General features: G+C 69.8%; 16 protein-coding genes. 12 read left to right on the top strand and 4 right to left on the bottom strand.

Going from position 1 to position 17,093, the window contains the following annotated elements; genetic code table 11:
* Nucleotides 1-127: 127 nt before the first annotated feature.
* Nucleotides 128-1,765 (top strand): ribosomal protection-like ABC-F family protein, encoded by a 1,638-nt coding sequence (gene abc-f / locus ACTFTM_RS12125; RefSeq protein ID WP_449565882.1) that lies wholly within the window; start codon nt 128-130, stop codon nt 1,763-1,765.
* A 71-nt stretch (nt 1,766-1,836) separates the two neighbouring features.
* On the opposite strand, the gene dnaE is transcribed toward abc-f, so the two are convergent.
* Nucleotides 1,837-5,367: a DNA polymerase III subunit alpha gene (gene dnaE, locus ACTFTM_RS12120; protein WP_449565881.1), complete on the bottom strand. Its 3,531-nt coding sequence runs from the start codon at nt 5,365-5,367 to the stop codon at nt 1,837-1,839.
* Nucleotides 5,368-5,513: 146 nt separating this feature from the next.
* Between dnaE and ACTFTM_RS12115 the strand changes: the two genes are divergently transcribed.
* The 5 genes from ACTFTM_RS12115 (at nt 5,514) to ACTFTM_RS12095 (ending at nt 10,261) form a co-directional block, all read left to right on the top strand.
* On the top strand, nt 5,514-6,134 hold the full coding sequence (locus tag ACTFTM_RS12115) for an L-threonylcarbamoyladenylate synthase (protein WP_449565880.1): 621 nt from the start codon (nt 5,514-5,516) through the stop codon (nt 6,132-6,134).
* An 86-nt stretch (nt 6,135-6,220) separates the two neighbouring features.
* Nucleotides 6,221-6,658 (top strand): hypothetical protein, encoded by a 438-nt coding sequence (locus ACTFTM_RS12110; protein WP_449565879.1) that lies wholly within the window; start codon nt 6,221-6,223, stop codon nt 6,656-6,658.
* A 353-nt stretch (nt 6,659-7,011) separates the two neighbouring features.
* Nucleotides 7,012-7,353: a PadR family transcriptional regulator gene (locus tag ACTFTM_RS12105; RefSeq protein WP_110564981.1), complete on the top strand. Its 342-nt coding sequence runs from the start codon at nt 7,012-7,014 to the stop codon at nt 7,351-7,353.
* On the top strand, nt 7,350-8,294 hold the full coding sequence (locus tag ACTFTM_RS12100) for a permease prefix domain 1-containing protein (RefSeq protein WP_449565878.1): 945 nt from the start codon (nt 7,350-7,352) through the stop codon (nt 8,292-8,294). The genes ACTFTM_RS12105 and ACTFTM_RS12100 overlap by 4 nt, the downstream gene beginning before the upstream one ends.
* A gap of 170 nt (nt 8,295-8,464) precedes the next feature.
* A complete protein-coding gene (locus ACTFTM_RS12095) occupies nt 8,465-10,261 on the top strand; it encodes a carbohydrate binding domain-containing protein (RefSeq protein WP_449565877.1) in 1,797 nt (598 codons plus the stop codon).
* An 84-nt stretch (nt 10,262-10,345) separates the two neighbouring features.
* On the opposite strand, the gene ACTFTM_RS12090 is transcribed toward ACTFTM_RS12095, so the two are convergent.
* The gene (locus ACTFTM_RS12090; RefSeq protein ID WP_449565876.1) at nt 10,346-11,383 is read right to left on the bottom strand and encodes a peptidoglycan-binding protein; all 1,038 of its coding nucleotides are present in this window, start codon (nt 11,381-11,383) and stop codon (nt 10,346-10,348) included.
* A 252-nt stretch (nt 11,384-11,635) separates the two neighbouring features.
* Here ACTFTM_RS12090 and ACTFTM_RS12085 point away from each other — a divergent pair, with 252 nt between their 5' ends.
* Complete coding sequence (locus ACTFTM_RS12085) at nt 11,636-12,640, top strand: RICIN domain-containing protein (RefSeq protein ID WP_449565875.1); 1,005 nt, start codon at nt 11,636-11,638, stop codon at nt 12,638-12,640.
* A 176-nt stretch (nt 12,641-12,816) separates the two neighbouring features.
* Here the strand turns inward: ACTFTM_RS12085 and ACTFTM_RS12080 are convergent, their stop codons facing one another.
* Nucleotides 12,817-13,008 (bottom strand): DUF397 domain-containing protein, encoded by a 192-nt coding sequence (locus tag ACTFTM_RS12080; RefSeq protein WP_449565874.1) that lies wholly within the window; start codon nt 13,006-13,008, stop codon nt 12,817-12,819.
* A complete protein-coding gene (locus ACTFTM_RS12075) occupies nt 13,001-13,867 on the bottom strand; it encodes a helix-turn-helix domain-containing protein (protein WP_449565873.1) in 867 nt (288 codons plus the stop codon). Before ACTFTM_RS12075 ends, ACTFTM_RS12080 begins: the two co-directional genes overlap by 8 nt.
* Nucleotides 13,868-14,375: 508 nt before the next feature.
* Between ACTFTM_RS12075 and ACTFTM_RS12070 the strand changes: the two genes are divergently transcribed.
* The 5 genes from ACTFTM_RS12070 to ACTFTM_RS12050 all read left to right on the top strand — a co-directional run bounded on the left by ACTFTM_RS12070 (nt 14,376) and on the right by ACTFTM_RS12050 (nt 16,959).
* Nucleotides 14,376-14,603, top strand: a complete 228-nt coding sequence (locus tag ACTFTM_RS12070) for a hypothetical protein (RefSeq protein WP_449565872.1) — start codon at nt 14,376-14,378, stop codon at nt 14,601-14,603.
* Between the two features lie 169 nt (nt 14,604-14,772).
* Nucleotides 14,773-15,462, top strand: a complete 690-nt coding sequence (locus tag ACTFTM_RS12065; RefSeq protein ID WP_449565871.1) for a helix-turn-helix domain-containing protein — start codon at nt 14,773-14,775, stop codon at nt 15,460-15,462.
* Entirely contained in the window at nt 15,459-16,100 is a 642-nt protein-coding gene (locus ACTFTM_RS12060) for a DUF2637 domain-containing protein (protein ID WP_449565870.1), read from the top strand. The genes ACTFTM_RS12065 and ACTFTM_RS12060 overlap by 4 nt, the downstream gene beginning before the upstream one ends.
* 10 nt (nt 16,101-16,110) lie before the next feature.
* The gene (locus ACTFTM_RS12055; protein ID WP_449565869.1) at nt 16,111-16,293 is read left to right on the top strand and encodes a hypothetical protein; all 183 of its coding nucleotides are present in this window, start codon (nt 16,111-16,113) and stop codon (nt 16,291-16,293) included.
* A 312-nt stretch (nt 16,294-16,605) separates the two neighbouring features.
* Nucleotides 16,606-16,959, top strand: a complete 354-nt coding sequence (locus ACTFTM_RS12050; RefSeq protein WP_449565868.1) for a hypothetical protein — start codon at nt 16,606-16,608, stop codon at nt 16,957-16,959.
* Nucleotides 16,960-17,093 lie beyond the last annotated feature (134 nt).

Below are 17,093 nucleotides of genomic sequence, written 5' to 3'. Positions count from 1 at the left end.
GACGTGTTCGGCCATCGGTTCGGCGCGCGTGTGCGCGACCCGTAGATGGCCATGTCGTCGTTCCACCGGTCCCGTTCGTCGTCGGGCGGCTTACGCACGCCCAGCCCACCCTCTGAGGTCACTCGTCATGTCTGACGCTTTCATCGTCTGCTCGAACCTGTCCTTCTCCTGGCCGGACGACACCCCGGTCTTCTCGGATCTGTCCTTCAGCGTCCCCGGCGGTCGCACCGGGCTGGTCGCGCCCAACGGCGCCGGCAAGAGCACCCTGCTGCGGCTGATCGCCGGGGAGCTGCGGCCCAGCGGCGGAAGCGTCACCGTCGACGGTCTGCTCGGGTACCTGCCGCAGACCCTGCCGCTGGCCGGTGACCTGGTCGTGTCCCAGGTGCTCGGCGTCGCCGAACGGATCGCGGCGCTGCACGCCATCGAGGCCGGCGACGCCAGCGAGGCGCACTTCGCCACCATCGGCGACGACTGGGACATCGAGGAGCGCACCCGCTCCGAGCTGGACCGGCTGGGCCTCGGCGAGCTGTCGCTCGACCGGCCGCTGCACACGCTCAGCGGCGGCCAGGTGGTCTCCCTCGGTCTGGCCGCCCAGCTCCTGCGCCGCCCGGACGTGCTCCTGCTCGACGAGCCGACCAACAACCTGGACCTGGCGGCCCGGCACAAGCTGTACGACGTGCTCACCGACTTCACCGGGTGCCTGCTGCTGGTCAGCCACGACCGGGAGCTGCTGGACCGGATGGACCGCATCGCCGAGTTGGAACGCGGCGAGATCCGCTGGTACGGGGGCAACTTCACCGCCTACACCGAGGCGGTGCGGGCGGCGCGCGAGGTGGCCGAGAGCAACCTGCGCAACGCCGAGCAGGAGGTCAAGCGCGAGAAGCGGGAGATGCAGCAGGCCCGCGAGCGGGCCGACCGGCGGGCCAGCAACGCCTCCAGGAACCTGAAGAACGCCGGCCTGGCCCGGATCGTCGCCGGTGGGCTCAAGCGCAGCGCGCAGGAGTCGGCGGGCAAGGCCCAGGAGACGCACTCCGCACGCCTCGGTCAGGCCAAGGCCCGGCTCGACGAGGCCGGCCGGGCCGTCCGCGAGGAGGACCGGATCGTCGTGGACCTGCCGGACACGACCGTCCCGGCCGGACGCACCGTCTTCACGGGTACGGGGATGCGGGCCCGCTTCGACGACCGGGACCTGTTCGGCGGCGACGGCGCGGACCTGGTGATCCGGGGACCGGAGCGGATCGCGCTCACCGGGGCGAACGGCGTCGGCAAGTCCACCCTGCTGCGCCTCGTCAACGGTGACCTCGAACCGGCCGGCGGCGACATCAAGCGGGCCGACGGGCGGATCGCGTACCTGTCGCAGCGGCTCGACCTGCTGGACCTCGACCGTACGGTGGCGGAGAACTTCGCCGCGTACGCGCCGAACCTGCCGGACGCACGGCGGATGAATCTGCTGGCCCGGTTCCTGTTCCGGGGTAACCGGGTCAACCTGCCCGTCGGGGTGCTCTCCGGCGGTGAGCGGCTGCGCGCCACCCTGGCGTGTGTGCTGTGCGCGGAACCGGCGCCGCAACTGCTGCTGCTCGACGAGCCGACCAACAACCTGGACCTGGTCAGCGTCGGCCAACTGGAGAGCGCGCTGTCCGCGTACCAGGGCGCTTTTGTGGTGGTGAGCCACGACGAGCGGTTCCTGGCCGAGATCGGCGTGCAGCGGTGGCTGCGGCTGGCCGACGGCCAGCTTCGCGAGATCGCGGCCCCCGACCAGGGCTGACCCTGATCGCCCCCGACCGGGGCTGAGCCCGACGGTCCGGCCGGCGCGTGCCGGCCGGACCGGGGCCCCGCTCAGCTCACGTTGGCCGGACCGAGGACGCTCTTGAGGTCACCCATCAGCGCGGTCGTCGCCGCCACCCGGAACGGGCCGAGCCGCAGGGTGGTGGTGCGCCCGCCGTTGAGCAGCTTGACGTGCACCTCCGTGTCGCCGGGGTGCAGCACCAGGGTCTCCTTGAGCCGTTCCACGAGCGGCGGCGTGCACCGGTGCACCGGGATGGTGAGGGTGACCGGCTTGTTGGTGGCGCTGGTGCTGACGTCCGGCATGGACATGTCCATCGCCATGATCCGCGGGGTGTCGTCGCGGCGGTCCACCCGGCCCTTGACCACCACGATGGCGTCCTCGGCGATGTACTGGCCGATCACCTCGTAGGTGTTCGGGAAGAACAGCGTCTCCACACCACCGGCCAGGTCCTCCAGGGTGGCCGAGGCCCAGGCCCGGCCCTGCTTGGTGACCCGCCGCTGCACGCCGGAGAGGATGCCGGCGAGGGTGACGACCGCCCCGTCGGGCACCGCGCCGTCCTCGGCCAGGGAGGCGATGGTGGTGTCGGCCGCCGCGCCCAGGATGTGTTCCAGGCCGAACAGCGGGTGGTCGGAGACGTACAGGCCGAGCATCTCCCGCTCGAAGGCCAGCTTGTCGCGCTTCTCCCACTCGCTGTCGCCGATGACCGGCATGACCGTCGTGCTGCCGGTGTCGGCGTCGCCGAAGCCGGCGCCGAACAGGTCGTACTGGCCGACGGCCTCCTTGCGCTTGACGTCGGCGTACGCGTCGATGGCGTCGGCGTGCACCGCGAGCAGGCCCTTGCGGGGATGGTCCAGGGAGTCGAACGCGCCCGCCTTGATCAGCGATTCGATGGTCTTCTTGTTGCAGACCACCGCGTCCACCTTGGACAGGAAGTCGTAGAAGTCGGCGTACTCGCCCTTCTCCTCGCGGCACCGCATGATCGAGGCGACCACGTTCGCGCCGACGTTGCGGACCGCCGCCAGGCCGAAGCGGATGTCCTTGCCGACCGGGGTGAACGGGCCCGCCGAGGTGTTCACGTCCGGCGGCAGCACCTGGATGCGCATCCGGCGGCACTCGGACAGGTACAGCGCCATCTTGTCCTTGTCGTCGCCGACGGACGTGAGCAGCCCGGCCATGTACTCGGCCGGGTAGTGCGCCTTGAGGTACGCCGTCCAGTAGGAGACCAGGCCGTACGCGGCGGAGTGCGCCTTGTTGAAGGCGTATCCGGCGAACGGCACCAGGACGTCCCACACGGCCTGGATCGCCTCGTCGGAGTAGCCGCGCTCGCGGCAGCCGTCCCGGAACGGGATGAACTCCTTGTCGAGGATCTCCTTCTTCTTCTTACCCATCGCCCGGCGCAGCAGGTCCGCCTGGCCGAGGGTGTAGCCGGCGAGGATCTGCGCGGCGCGCTGCACCTGCTCCTGGTAGACGATCAGGCCGTGCGTGGGCGCGAGGATCTCCCGCAGCGGCTCCTCCAGCTCCGGGTGGATCGGCGTGATCTCCTGGAGGCCGTTCTTGCGCAGCGCGTAGTTGGTGTGCGAGTCGACGCCCATCGGACCCGGCCGGTACAGGGCCAGGACGGCGGAGATGTCCTCGAAGTTGTCCGGCTTCATCAGCCGCAGCAGCGACCGCATCGGCCCGCCGTCGAGCTGGAACACGCCCAGGGTGTCACCGCGGGCCAGCAGCTCGTACGCGGCCTTGTCGTCCAGCGGAAGGCCCAGCAGGTCGAGCTTGAGGCCGTGGTTCAGCTCGATGTTCTTGACCGCGTCGTCGATGATCGTCAGGTTGCGCAGGCCGAGGAAGTCCATCTTCAGCAGCCCGAGCGACTCGCAGGTCGGGTAGTCGAACTGCGTGATGATCGCGCCGTCGGCGTCGCGGCGCATCAACGGGATGTGCTCGATGATCGGCTCGGCGGACATGATGACGCCGGCGGCGTGCACACCGGTCTGGCGGATCAGCCCCTCGATGCCCTTGGCCGTGTCGATCACCTTGCGCACGTCCGGGTCGGAGTCGTACAGGCCGCGGATCTCGCCCGCCTCGGCGTAGCGGGGGTGCTTCGGATCGAAGATGCCGGTGAGCGGGATGTCCTTGCCCATCACGGCCGGCGGCATGGCCTTGGTGATGCGGTCACCGACCGCGTACGGGAAGCCGAGGACCCGCGCGGAGTCCTTGATCGCCGCCTTCGCCTTGATCGTGCCGAAGGTGGCGATCTGGGCGACCTTGTCCTCACCCCACTTGTCGGTGACGTACTTGATCACCTCGCCGCGCCGGCGCTCGTCGAAGTCGATGTCGACATCCGGCATCGAGACACGCTCGGGGTTGAGGAACCGCTCGAAGATCAGGCCGTGCGGGATCGGGTCCAGGTCGGTGATGCCCAGCGCGTACGCGACGAGCGAGCCGGCGGCCGAACCACGGCCCGGGCCCACCGCGATGCCCTGGTTCTTCGCCCACTGGATGAAGTCGGCGACCACGAGGAAGTACGACGGGAAGCCCATCTGGTTGATGACGCCCAGCTCGTACTCGGCCTGGACGACGTGCCCCTCCGGGATGCCGTTCGGGTAACGGCGGGCCAACCCGGCGAAGGTCTCCTTACGGAACCAGGACTCCTCGGTCTCCCCCTCGGGCACCGGGAATCGTGGCATCAGGTTGTGGAACTCGAACATGCCCTTCGGGTCGACCTTCTCGGCGACCAGCAGGGTGTTGCGGCAGCCCTGCTGCCACAACTCGGACGAGTCGACCGCGCGCATCTGGTCGGCGCTCTTGACGAAGTAGCCGCCGCCTTCGAACCGGAACCGGTTGGGGTCGTCGATGTTGCTGCCGGTCTGTACGCACAGCAGCACGTCGTGAGCGGTGGCCTGCGCCTCGTGCGTGTAGTGCGAGTCGTTGGTGACCACCGGCGGGATGTCCAGCTTGCGGGCGATCTCGGTGAGGCCGTCACGGACCCGGCTCTCGATGGAGAGGCCGTGATCCATGATCTCCAGGAAGTAGTTCTCCTTGCCGAAGATGTCCTGGTAGCTCGCGGCGACCTTGAGCGCCTCGTCGAACTGCCCCAGCCGCAGCCGGGTCTGCACCGCGCCCGACGGGCAGCCCGTCGTGGCCATGATCCCCTCGGCGTGCTCGGCGATCAGCTCCATGTCCATCCGGGGCCACTTGACGTAGTGCCCCTCCATGGACGCCCTCGAGTTGAGGGTGAACAGGTTCTTCAGGCCCTGCGCGTTCTTCGCCCACATGGTCTTGTGGGTGATCGCGCCGTTACCCGAGACGTCGTCGCTCTTCTGCTCCGGCCGACCCCACTTGACCCGTGCCTTGTGATAGCGCGACTCCGGCGCCACGTACGCCTCGACGCCCAGGATCGGGGTGATCCCGGCGGCCATCGCCTGGTTGTAGAAGTCGTTCGCGCCGTGCATGTTGCCGTGGTCGGTGATCGCCACCGCCGGCATGCCCAGCCGGTTGGCCTCGGCGAACAGGTCCTTCAACCGGGCCGCTCCGTCGAGCATCGAGTACTCGGTGTGCACGTGCAGATGCGCGAACGAATCAGCCATGCGTGGCGCCCCCCGGCGGTGTGGATCTAGGTGGTCGGAGCCGACCGGCACCTACCCTACCGAGGTGATCTCGGTGGCTCCACCGTCCGCGCCGAGGGTCGTGGCCCGCGTCTCCTGTTCGCACCGGACAGGCCTAGGCTCGGCAGATGGCCCGGTACTACGACGTACACCCGGAGAATCCGCAGCCGCGCGTGATCCGGCAGGTTGCCGACCTGGTCCGGGGTGGCGGCCTGGTCGCCTACCCGACGGACTCCTGCTACGCGCTCGGCATCCAGCTCGGTAACCAGGACGGGTTGGACCGGATCCGGCAGATCCGGCACCTCGACGACCGGCACCACTTCACCCTGGTCTGCCGGGACTTCGCGCAGCTCGGCCAGTTCGTCCAGATCAGCAACGCGGTGTTCCGGCTGGTGAAGGCGTCCACGCCGGGCAGCTACACGTTCATCCTGCCGGCCACCAGGGAGGTGCCCCGCCGGATGCTGCACCCGAAGAAGCGGACGGTCGGCGTGCGGGTGCCCCGGCACACGGTGACCCAGGCGTTGCTCGCCGAGCTGGGCGAGCCACTGGTGTCCAGCACCCTGACGCTGCCCGGCGAGGACGAGCCGATGACGCAGGGGTGGGAGATCAAGGAACGGCTCGACCACCAGCTCGACGCGGTGCTGGACGCCGGCGAGTGCGGCATGGAGCCGACGACGGTGATCGACCTGTCCGGCCCGGAGCCGGAGATCCTGCGCCGGGGCGCCGGCGACGTCTCCCGCTTCGAGTAGCCCGGGTCGGGCGCCGGACCGGACGAGGACGGACCGTCCCGGTTGCACCTGGCCCGGCGGCAGGTCCGGCAACGGCTGGGCGCCGGATGATCCCGGCGTCGGTCCGCCGGCTCGCCGTCGTCCTCGCGGCCACCGTGGGGGTCGCCGCCTGCGGCGCCGACGCCGTCTCGCCGCTGCCCGTCCAGCCGCCCGGCCCGACCCGTTCGACGCCGACACCCCTCGGCGATCTCCGCGATCTCCGCGACGCCGTCCACCGCCGCCGACCAGCGGGCGCCCGCCCGCACCTCGCACGACAAGGGGTACGCCCCGGACGACTCCCCCGCCGAGCGCCGCGACGCCGGCCGGTCAGGGCGAGCGCCGCGACGCCGGCCGGTCAGGGCGCGGTCCGCCACGACCTGCCGCTCGCCGAGACCGAGATCGAGCTACTGCGATCGCTGTGCTTCGCGACCGGCGCGGTGCTGCGGATCCAGGGCATCGGGCCAGGACCGCGCCGGGCTGCGGCACGGTGGTCAACGCCGGCGTGACCGGCTCCTGGGCCGGTGTCCTCCTGCTGGCCTTCCGCGACGGACGACTGGTGGAGGTCGGTACGGCCACCGCGCCGCCGCAGTCGCCCGCCGGGGCCAGGGTCGGCATGCCCTTCGCCGAGTTGGAGGCGATCCACGGCCCGCGCGGGTCGCTGATCCGTCACGACGCGGGGATGCCGAGGCGTACCTGGTTCACATCGGGTCTCGGGGGGAGCTGTTCACCGGGCACCCGATCCGGCCGGGCGTCCGGTGTCGTCGGGCGTCCCGCCCGTCTGCGCGGCCGGGGCGGGGTTTGGCGGACACGATGATGTCGCGCTAGACAACACCGTGTGGCACACAGTATGGTGTGACACATGGTTAGCGAGGACGTTCTACGGACGCATCTACAGGAGTTGCGTCGAGGCACCGTCGTGGTGGCCAGCCTGGTCGCGCTCCGGCGACCGGACTACGGCTACGCACTGCTGCAACGGCTCACCGACCACGGCTTCCCGGTGGACGCCAACACGCTCTACCCGCTGCTGCGCCGCCTGGAGGACCAGGGCCTGCTGACCAGCGAGTGGAACACCGAGGAGAGCCGGCCGCGCAAGTTCTACCGGACCAGCGACGAGGGCGAGTCGATGCTGAGCCGGCTCCTGGACGACCTCGCCGCCGTACAGACCTCCATCACCGGGCTCATCCAAGGAGTGGACCGATGAACACCCTGACCGATCGCTACCTCGCCGCCACGCTGCGCTCGGTGCCCGCGCCGCGCCGGGACGAGATCGCCTCCGAGTTGCGCGCCTCCATCGAGGACATGATCGAGGACCGGACCGGGAGCGGCGCGGACGCGGCGGTCGCCGAGCGGGAGGTGCTCACCGAGCTGGGCAACCCCGACAGGTTGGCAGCCCGCTACGCCGACCGCCGGCTCCAGCTCCTCGGTCCCACCTACTACCTGGTCTGGCTGCGGCTGTTGAAGCTGCTGCTCAGCTTCATCCCGGCGCTCGCCGGCACGGTCGTCGCAGTCGTCGCGGTCGTCGAGGGCAAGGGCTTCGGCGCCATCGGTCCGGGTCTCGTCGTCGCCCTGCACGTGGCGGTGCACATCTGCTTCTGGCTCACCCTGACCTTCGTCCTCATCGAGCGGTCCCAACCCACCGTCGACCTGCCCGTCTGGACCGTCGACGAGCTGCCCGACGTCCCCACGCACCGCGACGTCTCACTCGTCGACACCGTCGCATCGGTGGTGATGCTGGTGCTGTTCATCGCCTACCTGCCGTTCCAGCACTTCCAGTCCTGGGTACGCGACACCGACGGCGACAACATCCCGATCCTCGATCCGGCCCTCTGGTCGTTCTGGCTGCCGGCGCTGATCGGCGTGCTGGTCCTCGACGTGGTGTTCGAGGTCGTCAAGTACCGGATCGGGCGCTGGAGCTGGCGGCTGTTCGCGACCAAGGCGCTGCTCAACCTGGCGTTCACGGTGCCGGTGGTGTGGCTGGCGCTCTCCGACCGGCTGCTCAACCCGGCCCTCGGCGAACGGCTCGACTGGCTGGCGGTCGCGGACAACCGGGAGATCCTCGCGGTCATCATCGCGCTGAGCGCCGCCGGGGTCGCGGTGTGGGAACTGATCGACACCGCCCTGAAGACCCGTCGCACGCGCTGAGCGCAGGAGACGGCGGCCCGGCGCGGATCTCACCGCGCCGGGCCGCCGCGTGTACGGCACCGGACCGAACGCCCGTTCGGTGGCTCTGAACAGGGCGAACACTCCTACGGTGAGCCGATCCTCGCGGCAACGACCTGGTCGTCGCCCGTCCCGAACCGGAAAGGCTCTCCATGACCCCACCGATCGACCCGCGGCGCCACGGCCCCGCGCGACGGCTCCGACGACTGCTCAGCGTGGTGCTGGCGGTCGCCCTCGCCGGCACGCTCACCGCTGTCGTCCGGTCCGCGCCGGCCTCCGCCGCGGCGGGCAACCTGATCCTCAACGGCACGTTCGACAACGGCAGCATCGCGCCCTGGTGGACCCGGCTCGCCTCGACCAGCACCACGGTCAACGCGGGGCAGTTGCGCATCCGTACGAGCAACACCGTCGGCAAGCCGGTGTGGGAGGACCTGGTCGGACACTTCGAGTTCGGGGTGACGGCGGGCCAGCCGTACCGCGTGCAGTTCGACGCCTCCGCCGACGTCAGCCGTGACGTGCGGGTCTCGGTCTCCCGGGTGGACACGCCCTTCACCTCGGCGTTCGACCAGACTGTGGCGCTCACCTCCACGTCGCGGGGCTTCACCTTCGACTTCACGTCGCCGTTCGGCGACCCGAAGGCGGTGCTGCTGTTCCACTTCGGCGGCCACGCCGCCTCGACGATCCGGCTGGACAACATCTCGCTCACCCCGCTGGCCGTCGACCCGGCCACCGACCCGGTCCTGCACTGGAACGACACGCTGTTGAACGCCTTCAAGGGAATGGATCTGCCACCGACCGTCCTGTCCCGTCACGCGGCCATCCTGCACGCGGCGATGCACGACGCCGCCGTCTCCGTCACCGGCGTCGGCAACCCCTACCGGGTGCGGGTGCCGGTCACCTACCCCGGCACCATGGACGACGTCGTGGCGCCGTCGCTGCACGCGGCGATCGACCGGGCGGCGTTCGACGTGCTGGTCGCCCTGTACCCGTCCCGCCGCACGGCCTTCGACGCCGCCTACGTCGTCGCCGGCTCGCGGCGGCCCTCCGGCCTGAACGCCGCCGAGGTCACGCGCGGCGAGACCGTCGGGGCCGCGGCCGCCGCCGCGAACCTCCAGGCCCGCGCCAACGACGGCTCCACCAACACCGCTGGGTACGCCCCGGAGGGCGTCGACGGCTCGTGGCGGCCGACCGACGGAAAACCGGCGGTCAGCCCGAACTGGGGGCGCGTCACGCCGTTCGCCCTGAGCGCGGGCGACCAGTTCCGGCCCGGCCCACCGGCCGGCGCGGCCAGCTACGCCGACCTGCTCGGGCGGGACGAGTACCGCAGCAACGTCCAGGAGGTACGGGACTACGGAGGCAGGACGTCGTCGCTGCGCACCGCGGAGCAGACGCAGATCGCCTTCTTCTGGGCGAACGACCTGCCCGTGACCTACCGGCCGCCGGGCCAGCTCTTCGCACACACCCGGATCGTGTCTGAGCAGCGCAAGCTGGGCATCCTGGCCAACGCCCGTCTCTTCGGGCTCGTCGCCCTGGCGCTCGCCGACGCGGCCATCGCCGCCTGGGACGCCAAGTACCTGACCGCCATCGACCTGTGGCGGCCGGAGAGCGCCATCGGTAACGGCTGGCAGCCGCTGTCGCAGGACGAGGCCGGCGTCTCGTTCTCACCGCCCTTCCCGGCGTACATCTCCGGGCACGCCACCTTCGCCGGCGCCTGGGCGGCGGTGATGAAGGGCTTCTTCGGCACCAACGCCATCGCCTTCGACGCCACCACCGATGATCCGCACGCCCGGGGAGTCGTCCGACGCATGACCGGCTTCGACGAGGCCGCCCGGGAGAACGCGCTCAGTCGGATCTACCTGGGCGTGCACTACCGGTTCGACGCGGAGGCCGGCATCGCCACCGGCAACTCCGTCGGCGCGTACGTCGTGGCCAACCGGCTCCGGCCGTGAGTCGTACGCCTGCGTGAAGGGTCCTTCCCCGCCCGGTCCACGGACCGGGCGGGGATCGGCGCGCCAGTCGGCGACCAGGGAACGTCACGGTGCCGGTGGGCAGCCCCAGTGACGGAAGTCGCCGGTGCGCGACCAGATGTCGCGCGCCGCCCCGATGTTCCAACCCGGATCCAGGGCGGTCCGGCGGTCGACGCCGAGGCGTGACAGCTCCATGTCGCTGAACTGGAACAGGCCCCAGCGCCGTGACCCGTCGGCGGTCACCTCCACCCGCAGCGGGTCCAGTCCGGACAGACACCGGGCAACCCGCACCGCCTCGGACGGGTCCTCCGGAAACCGTGCCCGGAGGTACTTGCTGATCCGGTTCTCCGTCCACGCGACGGGCGACACCGGGTTGTCCTGGAGGGCGTCGAGCACCTGCCGATCCACCGTGCCGCTGACCTCCAGGCTGTGCAGCGCCTGGAAGGCGATCACCCGACTGGTCGTGTCGGGTCCGAACCACCCGTCGACGGGCACGCGCAGTCCGCCCGCCGCCAGTCGTTCCTGGAGATCCAGCACGCAGGGGCCGTACATGCCCTGGCGCAGGACGAGGGGACACGGGCCGTCCGACTCGACGCCGCTGGACCTGGGGGTCATTGCGTCGTTGGCGGGCAGCAGCGCGCCCACTGTCAACGCGCCCACCAGCGCCAGCGCCCCCAGTGGCAGCCGACGACGCAGCGACCGGCTCACCACTCGCGGTCGGCCGGTGGACCGGCGAGGACCGGTCGCCTCGACGGACACCGGAGCGGGGTACGTCGGCTCGCCCGCCGCCGGTGGGCCGGTGGGGCGCGTCGGCTCGCTGAGGTGGGCCTCGATGTCGCGCCGCAGGTCGAGCCACCGCTCGATCTCCGGCGCGGCCGTACCGCAGGCGGCGAGCAGCGCCACGACGGTCCGCTCCCGGGGCAGGGTGTTCCGCCCCAGCATGGTGGCGAGGGTGCTCGGCGGCAGCCAGTGCCCCGCCGCCGACGCCTGGCGGGAAATCTCCCGGTACGTCAGGCCGGAGCGTCTCCGCACGTCTCGAAGCGACGCCACGTACTCCCCCGCGGTGGCAGCCGGTGGCACCGGATCCCGGACAGCGTCAATCATCGGACCTCCCCCGTGTCGTTGATGTGGTCGGGTTCGGACGGTCCCCGGTCCGCACCCGGCGGCCCGCACGCTGCGAAGCGCCACGGCCATCGACGAAAACGCTAGATAGCCGGGTCGCCGTGGACAATGCCCTGGTCGGGGCGTTGCGGTGTCCGCGCAGCTCAGGGGTGCCTGTCCGGGTTTTGTCCGGCCACCTCGGACAGACGCCGCGACGACTTGCCCGAAGCCGTTGGCGGTCAGCAGAATCAGGCGGTGACCACGGGGGAGCTTCGACCGGATGAGGCGGCCGACCCGGCTGATTTCATCGACCTGCTGCGCCAACTCAAGGACCGATCCCGGTTGACGTTCCGGCAACTGGAACAGCGTGCCGCCGCGGCCGGCGACGTGCTGGCGCGCAGCACCGCCGCCGACGTCCTGCGCCGGTCCACCCTGCCGCGCCCCGAGGTGCTGGCGGCGTTCGTACGCGCCTGCGGCGCGGGTGAGCAGGTCGACGAGTGGCTACGCGCGCGGAACAGGCTGGCCGCCGGCGCGTACGACGTCGCTGGGCCGCCGGTGGACGCGTCATCCGACACGCCGACCGACCGCCCGGCCGAGGCACGACCGCGCTGGTCGGGTCGGCCCGCCCTGCTGGCGCTGCTCGTCGTGGGCACCCTGCTCGTCGGGATCGGCGCCTGGTTCTGGTGGCCGGACGACAACGAACGTCGGACCTCGGAGAAGACCGCCGCCGTCGGCCAGTCACCGACCGGCAGCGCCTCGGCCGGCGGGACGACGTCCGGCGCTGGCCAGCGGTCGCCGGCCAGCGGTCGGATCCAGATCCGTCCCGCCAGTTACCCGAGCCTCTGCATCAGCGAGGGCCACGACCGCAGCGCCCGGTACAAGGCCGAGGTGGCGGTCCAGCGCCCCTGCGTGGGCGCCACCCCGCCGGACACCTACCTGGTGCCGGTGGCCGACGACATGTACTTCGTCAAGTGGAAGCACCCCGTCAACGGGCTCGGCTGCCTCACGGTGCGGCGGGAGAATCCCGGGCAGAACCTCATCGAGCCGTGGGACCAGTGCAACACCGACTCGTGGTACCAGCTGTTCCGCTTCGAGCCGACCGGTTCGGCGCCGGACGCGTACCGGCTGCGACCGGCGGGCAGTGACCTGTGCGTGGGCATCCGCGACGACGCCGCCCAGGTCCCGGCCGAGGCCGCCGCCGAGCCGTGCACGGGCCAGCCCGACCAGGTGTTCCTGGTCGGCCCGGCGCCCGCGAAGTAACGCCAGCGCCGGGGCGTTCGCCGCCCGGCGCCCGGCGCTCGGCGCTCGGCGCTCGGCGCTCGGCGCTCGGCGCTCGGCGCTCGGCGCTTGATCGACTCCGGTTCACGGAAGTGGGGGTGCCCACGCGCATCGGACACCCCCACTTCCACGACCTCGAGTCGATCACGCGTTGGGCGCTACTCGGCAGCCTTGGTGTGCGTCACGAACGCGCCCCAAGCCACCGGGGAGAAGGTGAGGGCCGGCCCTTCGACGTCCTTGCTGTCCCGGACGGCCACGACACCGGGAAGGTTGTCCGCAACCTCCACGCAGTTGCCGGAGTCGCTGCTCCTCGCGCTCTTGCGCCACATCGCCCCAGTCAGGTCAGTCATGGTGCCTCTCCTTGATTTCTCGCATGAGCCTGCACGAATCATCGGCGCTCAACGCGCGGGCCGTGAGCATATTCCACACCTCGCCGTACGCTTTGACTTCCTCAAGTCGGTCGAGATACAACGCGCCCGACAATCCCTCCTTGTAGACAGTTGTCGGTTCGGCTGACCTGGCTCCGCTGGTCGGGAAGTCCAGCATCACGAAGCTGCCAGCGATCGCCGCTCGACTCAGGCCTTCGGCAAGCGGAAGGAGCCGGACGGACACCCCGGACGATTCTCCGGCAGCGATCAGCCGCTCAATCTGCTCGACCATGCCGTACACACGTTTGTGAAGCACCGACTCCTCGATGATTACTTCAAGAGCAGGCGCGGCGGGCCGCTTGCGTGTGAGCAAACGCTGTCGCTCGGTCCTGAGCCCCACAACCTTCGCGACCTCGTCATCGGAGACGCCCGGGCGACAGCGGATCACTTCGGCTGTGTAGGTCGGCGTCTGCAATAGGCCAGGCACCAGAGCGTGTTCGTAAGTCCGGATACGAGAGGCTGCCGACTCCAGTCCGACGTACAGCTCGAACCATCGAGGGATGATCTCGCCATAGGCGTGATACCAGCCCTTGCTCTTGGACTCCCTGGCAAGACTCACCAGGACCTCGGTCATGTCGTCGGAGGCACCGTAGAGCCGGCACATCTGCTCGACGTCCAGCGCTCGCATGGGGGTCTGACCGGACTCGATGCGATACATCTTCGCCCGTGACCATTCAAGATCGGAGGCTGCGGCTTCGAGTCCTATCCCAGCCTGCTCCCTTGTCTGCCGCAGCAGTCGACCAAGCTCCCGTCTCGGAACGGTCGATCCCACCTCGGTCATCAGCCCCGCCTCCTCGTCTCATATCGAGCCGTCATCCGACGTGTCGTGAGACGCCGCGCGCATCGCTGACACAAAGATGCGTCTCGGCATGAGCGTCTCGTTTGGAGTGTTGCACAGGGCTTCGACGATCCTGGATCGTGCCTGCTAGATGCCGTAATCGCAGTGATCTCGGGAGGCAGGCGATGTGCCGTTGGAAGTGGTTTCACCGTCCAGACGAGCCGATCGACGTGGTGGAGCGGAGCAGCTTCCCGGATCGCACAGGGGCCTACCGGCTCACCACGCCGCCCTCGTCGGAGGGGAAGGATGCCGCGTCGCCCCAGAGAGGTGGTCGCCATGATGGGTGAGGAGCCCCGGCCGGAACCGCCGTTTCTCGTGACGATGGCGAGCTACGTGATCGACTTCCACCACCGCAACGTCTGCACCAGGTGCACGCCGGACGGCTCGTGCCCCCGCCTGGTCGAGGCGAGTGATCATCTCAAGGCATGGCGCGATCGGAGGTCAGACGGCCGTGCGGGCGGGTGATCTGTTCCAGGTCACCCGCGCGGCGAGTATCCAGTTCAGCCGGCCGATCCTGTTTCGTGTCATCCGCGTTCTCGACTGGCCCACCTACGACGGGTGGGTCTGGCTCGACGGCTACGAGGTCGGGCCGAAACTGGATGCGGTCGCCCGACGGTCGATCTTCGTACGGCCCGCCGGGCTGCGGCCGGTCGTCAGGTCGCGGGCAAGGGAGCGCTGACACGTCAGGTCGCTCAAGCCCGGGCGGGCATTTGATCGATTCCGGTTCACGGAAAGCGGGGTGTCCGCCGCGTGCGGACACCCCGCTTTTCATGAAGTCGAGTCGATCACGTGCGGGGGTGGGCCTCAGGCGTCGACGGCGGCCATCACGTCGTCGCTGACGTCGGAAGATGCGGTTTCACAACCCACCTTCCGGGGTGCCACCCATACAAACGGCCCCGGCGCGGTCTGCCAACCACCCGGGGCCCTGGCCGGGAGGTAACCCCGACATGCACGACTCTACCCACGCGCCCGCCGGTGGCGCTGCCGCCGTGAAGGTGGCTCTACTGGCGTCCCGTGACCTCCGTCCGAATGAGCGCCTGGTCCTGGTGGCGATTGCCGCTCACACGAACCGCGACGGGGACGCCTGGCCGTCCGTGGCGACGATCGCTGAGTACGCGGGCGTATCCACCCGGACCGTTCAGCGGGTGCTGGCGAAGCTGGTTCAGTTGGGCCGCCTGGTCGTCCGGCAGGTCGCCAACGTCGCCACCCGGGTTTACCGCCTGGTGACGGGACAGCCGTCCGGGGGTGACAGTGAGCGCCAGGGGGTGACGAACCGGGGGCCCGGGGGTGACAGCCCTAGCGTGTCGCCCGAAGTTGGGGAAGATCAAACGAAGTTGAAGGGTCGCGCTGGCGCGCTCCGTCGATTCCTCCCCGGAGCCAAGAACAACAACCCGCAACAGCGGCAGCCGTACGGCTACCCGGAGCGGCGTGGTGCCGCTCTCCCCGTGGCCCGTAGTGAGTCCTGCCCGGTCCACCGGGGCAGCCCTCGGGGCAACTGTGGCCCGTGCCGCTCTGAGGCTTTGGCGGGTGGCCGATGAACGCCCGTCGCGTTGCCTCTCTGGCCGGAACCGTTGCGGTCACTGTGATTGCCGCTGTCGGCTCTTACGATCACATGCGGGAGCTAGCCCACCGGGCCGGACAGGGCCCGCTACTGGCAGCCCTGCTCCCGCTGTCCGTTGACGGCATGATCCTCGTTGCCACTCTGGCCCTCAATGACGGACGGCGTTCCCGTTGGTCCGCGTGGTTGGCGTTCCTAGTTGGGGTGGCCGCTTCCCTTGCGGCCAACGTCTTGGTAGCGGAACCTGACGCCGTGTCCCGGGTTGTGTCCGCGTGGCCGGCTGTTGCGCTGTTGCTCACCGTGGAAGTGCTCGCCCGGTCCGGTCGTGCCGCCGATGTTCCGGCGGACCTTCCCCAACCTGTTGTGACGCCTCAGAAAGCCCCGGAACCTGCCGCCCAACCTGAGGGGCCGGAGGTGACCCCGGAGGGCCCCAGCGACCCGCACAGCGGGCCGGACAACCCGGAACCTTCGACGCCCCGGCGGAAGCGTCGGCCGGTGGCGGAAACCCGCCGCCTAGCCGCCGCCATGTTGGCGGAACCTGATGCAACCCGTGAGAAGGTGGCTGCCGCCCTCGGCATCACCCCCCGTCGCCTCCGCTCTGTTCTGAACGCCGCTTAGGAGACACCCCTTGAAGATCACCGAAGAAACCCCGGGCCAGCTCGTCGCCATCCTTGAGATGCCGGTAACCCCGGCGGACCTCACGGAGCTAGCCGCCCAACTTCCGGCGGAAGCACACATGACCGACGTGGAGCAGGAGGGCGACAGCGTCTACATGACGTGGGAGCGGCACCAGGTCGTGCCAGTCGACTGACCGGAACAGCAGAGGGGCCCCGGATGACCGGGGCCCCTCACTCTGCCAACTCTGGGCGATGCTCTTTGATCCACTTGTCAACGTCGGTACGTCGCCAAATCTGGCCCATCTTGAGCACCTGATATGGGGCGGGGAAGTCTCGCCGGGATGCGATCACGGACGCCCTGGCGCGCGACACGCCACCCAGCATGTCCCGTATCTCACCGATCCCAACGAACTCCACGGGGTTGACGGTAGGTACTGCCGATAGCCCGACGATCGGGAACAGCGATCGGGGTTGACGATCGATAACAGCGGCAGCACGATCGGGGGATGACCGCGCCGAACGCCTCACCCATCCATGACCGCCAGCCGTTGAGCAACCTTCACCCGGTGCACCAACACCTGCCGCGCCGGCCGTCGTGGCTCTGCCGCGTGTGCGCCGCCCCCTGGCCGTGCCCATCTGCCCGGATGCTGCTGCGAGTGGAGTACCGGGCCAACCGGGTAAACCTGTCGGTCTACATGGCGGGGATGCTGTTTGATGCCACCGCGGATCTGATGAAGCTCAATCCCGAGCCAGGCCCGGACCCGGGGGAGTTGTTCGACAGGTTCTTGGCCTGGACATCGCGCGAGGATGCAAGCGAGCGGGGCCCGACTTCATCCGGGCCCCGCTCCGCCGCTACTTGAGAACGAGGGCCAACACGGTGCCTGTGGCGATCACCAGTGCGGCCAACCCTTGCAAGATCGGCGGCACCGCGTGCAAAAGCTCCAACCAGTGCTTTCGCGGGTGATCGCGGTCCGTTGTGTTGACGCTTTCCTCG

This window comes from Micromonospora sp. RB23 (assembly GCF_053585025.1).
Note: the sequence above shows the minus strand (reverse complement) of the source record. Positions and strands in the feature narration are given on the sequence as shown.

What these genes read in the sequence shown, in the direction of transcription:
- ACTFTM_RS12075 (WP_449565873.1), bottom strand. Translation starts at nt 13,867, where the DNA reads ATGACCGAGGTGGGATCGACCGTTCCGAGACGGGAGCTTGGTCGACTG.
- ACTFTM_RS12115 (WP_449565880.1), top strand. Translation starts at nt 5,514, where the DNA reads ATGGCCCGGTACTACGACGTACACCCGGAGAATCCGCAGCCGCGCGTG.
- ACTFTM_RS12095 (WP_449565877.1), top strand. Translation starts at nt 8,465, where the DNA reads ATGACCCCACCGATCGACCCGCGGCGCCACGGCCCCGCGCGACGGCTC.
- ACTFTM_RS12110 (WP_449565879.1), top strand. Translation starts at nt 6,221, where the DNA reads ATGATCCCGGCGTCGGTCCGCCGGCTCGCCGTCGTCCTCGCGGCCACC.
- abc-f (WP_449565882.1), top strand. Translation starts at nt 128, where the DNA reads ATGTCTGACGCTTTCATCGTCTGCTCGAACCTGTCCTTCTCCTGGCCG.
- dnaE (WP_449565881.1), bottom strand. Translation starts at nt 5,367, where the DNA reads ATGGCTGATTCGTTCGCGCATCTGCACGTGCACACCGAGTACTCGATG.
- ACTFTM_RS12060 (WP_449565870.1), top strand. Translation starts at nt 15,459, where the DNA reads ATGAACGCCCGTCGCGTTGCCTCTCTGGCCGGAACCGTTGCGGTCACT.
- ACTFTM_RS12100 (WP_449565878.1), top strand. Translation starts at nt 7,350, where the DNA reads ATGAACACCCTGACCGATCGCTACCTCGCCGCCACGCTGCGCTCGGTG.
- ACTFTM_RS12080 (WP_449565874.1), bottom strand. Translation starts at nt 13,008, where the DNA reads ATGACTGACCTGACTGGGGCGATGTGGCGCAAGAGCGCGAGGAGCAGC.
- ACTFTM_RS12105 (WP_110564981.1), top strand. Translation starts at nt 7,012, where the DNA reads ATGGTTAGCGAGGACGTTCTACGGACGCATCTACAGGAGTTGCGTCGA.
- ACTFTM_RS12050 (WP_449565868.1), top strand. Translation starts at nt 16,606, where the DNA reads ATGACCGCGCCGAACGCCTCACCCATCCATGACCGCCAGCCGTTGAGC.
- ACTFTM_RS12065 (WP_449565871.1), top strand. Translation starts at nt 14,773, where the DNA reads ATGCGGTTTCACAACCCACCTTCCGGGGTGCCACCCATACAAACGGCC.
- ACTFTM_RS12090 (WP_449565876.1), bottom strand. Translation starts at nt 11,383, where the DNA reads ATGATTGACGCTGTCCGGGATCCGGTGCCACCGGCTGCCACCGCGGGG.